The organism is Stenotrophomonas sp. RIT-551, from assembly GCF_026241915.1.
GTDB classification, from domain to species: domain Bacteria; phylum Pseudomonadota; class Gammaproteobacteria; order Xanthomonadales; family Xanthomonadaceae; genus Stenotrophomonas; species Stenotrophomonas bentonitica_A.
On record NZ_JAPJIU010000007.1, the window covers coordinates 221539 to 228290 of the forward strand.

The following is a 6752-nucleotide window of genomic DNA, read 5'->3' on the forward strand; positions in this document are numbered from 1 at the left end:
CCTTCCGCTGTGCAGTGCACAACAGGACTTTCGAATGCCCCTGCTAGGATAATGCAATCGATTGCATCGAGGGCGAATCCTCTTGAAAACGCTCAAGGGTCCAGCGCTGTTCCTGGCGCAGTTCATCGGCGACACACCTCCCTTCGATCGGCTGGACACCCTGGCCGGATGGGCCGCGGGGCTGGCCTATTCTGGCGTACAAGTGCCGACCAGCGCGCCCGGGCTGTTCGATCTGGCCGAAGCTGCGCGCAGCCAGGCGTACTGCGACGATGTCATCGGCATGCTGGATGGGCATGGCCTGCAGATCACCGAGCTGTCCACCCACCTGCAGGGGCAGCTGGTCGCCGTCCATCCCGCCTATGACAGCCTGTTCGACGGATTCGCGCCGCCGGACAAGCGTGGCGATCCGGCCGCCCGCCAAGCCTGGGCCGTAGAGCAGCTGCTGCTGGCCGCCAAGGCCAGCCAGCGACTGGGGCTGACCGCGCATGCCACGTTCTCCGGCGCACTGGCCTGGCCTTACTTCTATCCCTGGCCGCAGCGCCCACCCGGTCTGGTGGAGGAAGCCTTCGCCGAACTCGGCCGCCGCTGGCGCCCCATCCTGGATGCATTCGACGCCTGCGGCGTGGACCTGTGCTTCGAAATCCACCCGGGCGAGGATCTGCATGACGGCGCGACCTTCGAGCGCTTCCTCGACGTGGTGGACCACCATCCCCGCGCGAAAATCCTGTACGACCCCAGCCACCTGCTGCTGCAGCAGATGGACTACCTCGGCTTCATCGACCGTTACCACGATCGCATCGGCATCTTCCACGTCAAGGACGCGGAATATCACCCCAGTGCCAGCAGTGGCGTGTATGGCGGCTACCAGGACTGGATCGATCGCCCGGGCCGGTTCCGCTCGCTCGGCGATGGGCAGATCGACTTCAAGGCGATCTTCTCGAAATTCGCCCAGTACGACTTCCCCGGCTGGGCAGTACTGGAATGGGAGTGCTGCCTGAAGCACCCGGAAGACGGTGCACGGGAAGGGGCCGCCTTCATCCGCGACCACATCATCCACGTGACCGGGCGTGCCTTCGACGACTTCGCCGACAGCGGCACCGATCCGGAATCACTGCGCCGCATGCTGGGGATCTGAGCCATCACTGCCTGGGAGGGCAAGCCATGACGCACACCATGTCGCGCTTGGGCGCGATGATGTTTCTGCAGTTCTTCATCTGGGGAGCGTGGTTCGTCACCCTGGGAACCTACCTGGTGCAGGGCCCGCTGCAGGCCAGCGCCAGCCAGGTGGCGACGGCCTTCCTCAGCCAGTCCATCGGTGCCATCGTCGCGCCCTTCCTGGTTGGCCTGATCGCGGACCGCTACTTCGCGGCGCAGCGCATCCTCGCGGTGCTGCACCTGGCCGGCGCGGTGCTGATGTGGCTGGCGTCCACCGCAACCAGCTTCAGCATGTTCTCCGCCTGCGTCATGGGCTACATGCTGCTGTTCATGCCGACGCTGGCATTGGCCAACAGCGTGGCGATGCGGCACATGCAATCGCCTGAGAAACAGTTCCCACTGGTGCGGGTGGCTGGCAGCGTCGGCTGGATCGTGGCGGGTGTACTGATCGGCTGGCTGGGCTGGGAGCAGGCACACCGGCTGGAGCTGACGTTCCAGATGGCAGCGATGGCCTCGTTGGCGCTGGGCCTGTATGCGTTCACCCTGCCGCACACCCCGCCGCTGGCACAGCAGCGCGATGCCGGGCTGGGACAGGTCCTGGGGCTGGATTCGCTGCGGCTGCTGAAGTCGCGCTCCTACCTGGTGTTCTTCCTGGCCTCCATCGCCATCTGCATCCCGCTGGCGTTCTACTACAACTTCACCAACCCGTATCTCAATGACCTGGGCGTGCGCGGCGCGGCGGGCCTGCAGTCGCTGGGACAGGTCTCCGAAGTCCTGCTGATGCTGGCCATGCCGTTCCTGTTCGTGCGGCTGGGGGTGAAGACGATGCTGGCGGTGGGCATGGCGGCGTGGGTCGTGCGCTATGCGATGTTCGCCTTCGGCGATGCAGGCAGCGGCTTCTCCCTGCTGGTGATCGGCATCGTGCTGCACGGCATCTGCTACGACTTCTTCTTCGTCACCGGCCAGATCTACACCGATGCGCATGCCGGCCCGGCCGCGCGCAGCAGCGCGCAGGGATTCATCACCCTGGCCACGTATGGCGTGGGCATGCTGATCGGTACGTTCCTGTCCGGCGCGGTGGTGGAGCACTTCACCACCGCAACCGGTCCGGACTGGCAGCAGATCTGGCTGTTCCCGGCAGGCGTCGCGCTGGTCGTGCTGATCGCCTTCCTGTTGCTGTTCCGCGACCGGCCAGTGGTTGCGGCCGCACCTTCCACGCCCTGAGGACCGCACCTGATGCCAACGCTTGGAATCGCCATCATCGGCACCGGCATGATCGGCGCGGTGCATCGTCGCGCGGCGCTGATGGCCGGTGCCGAGATCCGCGGCGTGGCCGCCTCGTCACCGCAACGCGCACGCGACATGGCGCAGGCATGGAATGTCCCGCGTGCCTATCGGGACATCGAGGAGGTGGTCGCCGATCCACAGGTACAGGTCGTGCACGTGTGCACGCCCAACCATCTGCACCGTCCCATGGCACAGGCCGCGCTGGAAGCGGGCAAGCACGTGGTCTGCGAGAAGCCGCTGGCCACGACGCTGGAAGACGCCCGGGCGCTGGCGGCGTTGGCTGCCGCCAACGCGCTGGTCGCCACGGTGCCCTTCGTCTACCGCTACCACCCGGTGGTCCGCGAGGCGCGCGCACGCATCGCCCACGGCGAACTGGGGCCGTTGCACCTCATCCACGGCAGCTACCTGCAGGACTGGCTGCTCGACCCGGCCAGCAACAACTGGCGCGTGGACCCGGCACTGGGCGGCGCCTCGCGCGTGTTCGCCGACATCGGCTCGCACTGGTGCGACCTGGTGGAATGGGTCAGCGGCGAGCGCTTCGCCGAGGTCAGCGCGGCATTCGACACGGTGATCGCCGAACGCAGCACCGACACCGGGCAGAGCTTCACCACCGCGGCAGCCGGTGGCGCGATGCAGGCGGTCACCAGCGAGGACGTGGCGGCGGCGATGTTCCGCACCAGCGCCGGTACGCTGGCATCGTTGACGGTCAGTCAGGTATCGGCCGGACGCCACAACCGGCTCTGGTTCGAGATCGATGGTGCCAGGGCCAGCGTGGCCTTCAATCAGGAAGACGCCGAGCGGCTGTGGATCGGCCAGCCCGACCAGCGCGAGGAAGTCTTCGTGCGTGGGCCAGGCGCCGGTAGTCCCGAACAGCGCCGGCTGTCGGTGTTGCCGGCCGGGCACGCACAGGGCTACGGCCACTGCTTCGAAGCATTTGTCGCCGACACCTACCGCGCCATCGAAGGCGAGCGACCGGATGGCCTGCCCACCTTTGAAGACGGTGTGCGCTCGGCGCTGATCGTCGACCGCGTCATCACCTCGGCCAGGACGCGCGCCTGGACCACCATCGGTTGAATCCCGGGAGTATCCCTTGATGAACACGTCCGTTCGCAGAACCGCCACCCTCGCCGTGCTGCTGCTCGCTGCCCTGCCCGTCTTCGCAAACGAAGCCGCCAGCCCGCACAAGCCCATCGCCGTGCAGATGTACACACTGCGCAACGCCGGCCCGCTCGACCAGCAGTTGAAGATCGTCCATGACGCTGGCGTGGATGCGGTGGAAACGGTGGGCACGCAGGGCGTCAGCGCCAGCGAACTCAAGCAGTTGCTGGACCGGTATTCGATCAGGGCGATTTCCTCCCACGTGCCACTGGCCGAACTGCGCAAGGACCTGGACGGCGTGGTGGCCTTCAACCGGTCGATCGGCAACACAACCCTGGTGGTGCCTTATCTGGACGCGAAGGATCGGCCGACCGATGCCGCAGGCTGGACAGCGCTGGGCAAGGAACTGGGCGCGATCGCCAAGCAGGTACGGGCCAAGGGCATGCGCCTGGCCTACCACAACCATGACTTCGAACTGGTCGACTTCAATGGCCGGACCGGCCTGGAACTGCTGTTCGCAGCGGCCGGGCCGGACCTGCAGACCGAGCTGGACCTGGCCTGGGTCGCGCGTGCAGGCCTGGACCCGGCGGTGATGCTCGGCAAGTTCCGCGGCCGCCTCTTTGCGGTACACGCCAAGGACAATGCAGCCAAGGGCCAGGCCGAAGACGAGGGCGGCTTCGCTGCCGTCGGCCAAGGTGTGCTGGACTGGCGCGCGATCCTGCCAGCCGCCGCAGCGGCCGGCGTGCACTGGTACATCCTCGAGCACGACCAGCCCCACGATCCGGCCAAGGTCATCCAGACCGGCGCGGACTACCTGCGTGAACACCTGCCCGCCAACGCGTCCGCCCGTGCGCAGCACTGATGCCTGAAGGAGGCCCCGCATGAAGACGATCCTGGCAATGGCCGTGGCCCTGGGCAGCATGAGCGTTGCGACAGCCGCATGGTGCAAGGATGACCCGGCCGCCGGTGCGAAGCTCTACACCGTCAACTGCACGGCCTGCCACGGTGCCGATCGTGCGGGCATGCCGGGCGCGTTCCCGGCGCTCACCGATATCGGCAAGCGCATGGCACCCGCGCAGATCAAGGAAAAGATCAGCAAGGGCGGCGGGCTGATGCCGCCCTTCCCCCAGCTGTCGCAGCAGGAAATAGATGACATCGCCAGCTACCTGGCGAAGTAAGCGGCCGGCGATCACGCCGGCCGTGTGCCGCTACAGCTCGCGCACCCAGATATTGCGGTAGCTGACCTTTGAGTCGTGCTCCTGCAGGTAGATCGGCGCGCACCCGTGAGGTGCGTACGAAGGCGCACCGATGTACTCGGTCCTGCCCGCCAGCACGGCCTCGTCCTGCACCAGCACGCCGTTGTGCAGGACGGTGATGCGCGCAGGCGACACAAGCCCACCGCCCGGTGAGAAGCGCGGTGCCTTCCAGAGGATGTCGTAGGCCTGCCACTCGCCCGGCGCGCGCGAGGCGTTCACCAATGGCATGGCCTGCTTGTAGATGGAGCCGGCCTGGCCGTTTGCATAGGTTGGGTTGTTGTAGCTGTCCAGCACCTGCAGCTCATAGCGTTCCTGCAGGAAGATGCCACTGTTGCCCCGGTTCTGTCCGTCGAACCCCTTGGTCTCGACAGGTGTACGCCACTCGACATGCAGCTGGATATCGCAGAAGCGCTGCTTGGTGCGGATGCCCTTGCTGCCGGGCACGATGGTCATGGCCCCATCGGCAACGGTCCAGGGCACGCGCCCGCCCTGCTCCGCCTCCCAGGCGGAGGCATCCTTGCCGTCGAAGAGCACGATGGCGTCGGACGGCGCCTTGCCCGGCGGCGTAGGGACGGTTGCAGGCACGGGCGTCCACACCTCGGTCTTTACCGGGTCGCGCGTGGGATCGGTGTTGGCCTGCGCGAACGCCGGTGCAGCGACGAACACGCCGGCGGCGATCAATAGCGGCGTGATCTTCATGGCGTGATCCATCAGCTGGTCCCCCATGCGGGCGTGCCGGGCACATAGGCAAGATCGCCGTCATAGCGACCCGGCACTGCGACGTACTTCAGTACTTCGGTCGCGCCGACCTTGGAGGTGAAGAAACTGAAGATGGTGAGCTGCTTGAACATCGTGAAGTAGTGCGGCATCGGTTCTCCTGCCTCGGCGGTGCCGGTTTCGGTCACCTCCACTGCGTGTTTCCTGGCCTCTGCATCCAGCGCGCGCAGCAGTTCGGTGCGCGCCTGCGGCGCAAGTGAAACGAAGCGGCCGCCGGCGCGTTTGTCGATATCGGCCAGGCCGGCACGGAACGTCGCCTGCTGCCGGGCGGTGTAGCAGTCGCTGACGAACGTCGCCATGAACGCGCCGGCGCCCGCGTCCTTCGCCCCCGGCGTTTTCGTCCGTGGCAGGATGGTCTCGGCAATCTCGTCCAGCGTGCCAACATCCGCATCGGAGAAGCGCGTCTTCGCCCCTGCGGCAGGCGCCTGTGCCTGACCGAGCGCAGGCAGACCGACCATCGCCGCACCGGTGGCGGCGACGATCATTTTCAGCAGTTCGCGGCGGTCCATCACAGGTTCCCCGCTTTCAGTTCGCGCACGGCATGGTCGGCAGCCCGCGCGGTCAGTGCCATGTAGGTCAGTGATGGATTCACGCACGCGCTGGAGGTCATGCAGGCACCGTCGGTCACATAGACGTTGGGCGCATCCCAGACCTGGTTGTGCTGGTTCAGAACCGACGTCCTGCGGTCACGGCCCATGCGCGCGGTCCCCATCTCATGGATGCCCTTGCCCGGGGCGTAGTCGTTGTCGTGCATCTCCACGTCCTTGACGCCGGCGGCCTCGAGCATCTCGGCGGCGTCGGCCGCCATGTCCTTGCGCATGGCCAGTTCGTTGGCGCGCATGGCGACGTCCATCGCCAGCACCGGCAGTCCCCACTTGTCCTTGCGGTCCCGGTCCAGACGGATCGTGTTGTCGTGGTGCGGCAGCATTTCGCCGAAGCCGGTCATGCCGATGCGCCAGTCACCGGGCACGGTCAGTGCCTCCTTCAGGTCGGCACCGATATTCAGCTCGGCGATCTCGCGCGACCACCCCGTGCGGCTGGCACCACCCTGGTAGCCGAAGCCGCGCAGGTAGCCGCGCCTGTCAGCGGCCACGTTGCGGAAGCGGGGAATGTAGAAGCCGCAGGGACGACGACCGAAGTAGTACTTGTCCTCAAAACCCTCGACCCGACCGGAGGCCC

Annotated in this window: 8 protein-coding genes; 5 read left to right on the plus strand and 3 right to left on the minus strand. The window is 66.6% G+C overall.

The annotated features are described in order from the left end of the window. Positions 1–82 precede the first annotated feature (82 nt). Genes ORK51_RS11095 through ORK51_RS11115 form a run of 5 tightly spaced genes read left to right on the plus strand, consistent with a single transcriptional unit; the run spans position 83 to position 4718 of the window. Entirely contained in the window at positions 83–1135 is a 1053-nt protein-coding gene (locus ORK51_RS11095; protein ID WP_266084933.1) for a sugar phosphate isomerase/epimerase family protein, read from the plus strand. Positions 1136–1161: 26 nt separating this feature from the next. After that, complete coding sequence (locus ORK51_RS11100; protein ID WP_266084934.1) at positions 1162–2379, plus strand: nucleoside permease; 1218 nt, start codon at positions 1162–1164, stop codon at positions 2377–2379. A gap of 12 nt (positions 2380–2391) precedes the next feature. Beyond that, positions 2392–3516, plus strand: coding sequence for a Gfo/Idh/MocA family protein (locus ORK51_RS11105; RefSeq protein WP_266084935.1), 1125 nt, complete (start codon positions 2392–2394; stop codon positions 3514–3516). A 19-nt stretch (positions 3517–3535) separates the two neighbouring features. Beyond that, positions 3536–4402, plus strand: coding sequence for a sugar phosphate isomerase/epimerase family protein (locus ORK51_RS11110; RefSeq protein ID WP_266084936.1), 867 nt, complete (start codon positions 3536–3538; stop codon positions 4400–4402). A 19-nt stretch (positions 4403–4421) separates the two neighbouring features. Further along, positions 4422–4718 (plus strand): c-type cytochrome, encoded by a 297-nt coding sequence (locus ORK51_RS11115; RefSeq protein WP_266084937.1) that lies wholly within the window; start codon positions 4422–4424, stop codon positions 4716–4718. Between the two features lie 30 nt (positions 4719–4748). Here ORK51_RS11115 and ORK51_RS11120 read toward each other — a convergent pair whose 3' ends face one another. From ORK51_RS11120 to ORK51_RS11130, 3 genes are all read right to left on the minus strand, one after another. Further along, complete coding sequence (locus ORK51_RS11120) at positions 4749–5522, minus strand: 3-keto-disaccharide hydrolase (RefSeq protein WP_266084939.1); 774 nt, start codon at positions 5520–5522, stop codon at positions 4749–4751. After that, positions 5507–6082 carry a gluconate 2-dehydrogenase subunit 3 family protein gene (locus ORK51_RS11125; RefSeq protein WP_266084941.1) on the minus strand — a complete coding sequence of 192 codons (576 nt, stop codon included), beginning with the start codon at positions 6080–6082 and terminating at the stop codon, positions 5507–5509. The genes ORK51_RS11120 and ORK51_RS11125 overlap by 16 nt, the downstream gene beginning before the upstream one ends. Then, the coding region (locus tag ORK51_RS11130) for a GMC family oxidoreductase (RefSeq protein WP_266084942.1) at positions 6082–6752 on the minus strand (671 nt) is incomplete at its 5' end. The genes ORK51_RS11130 and ORK51_RS11125, both read right to left, overlap by 1 nt.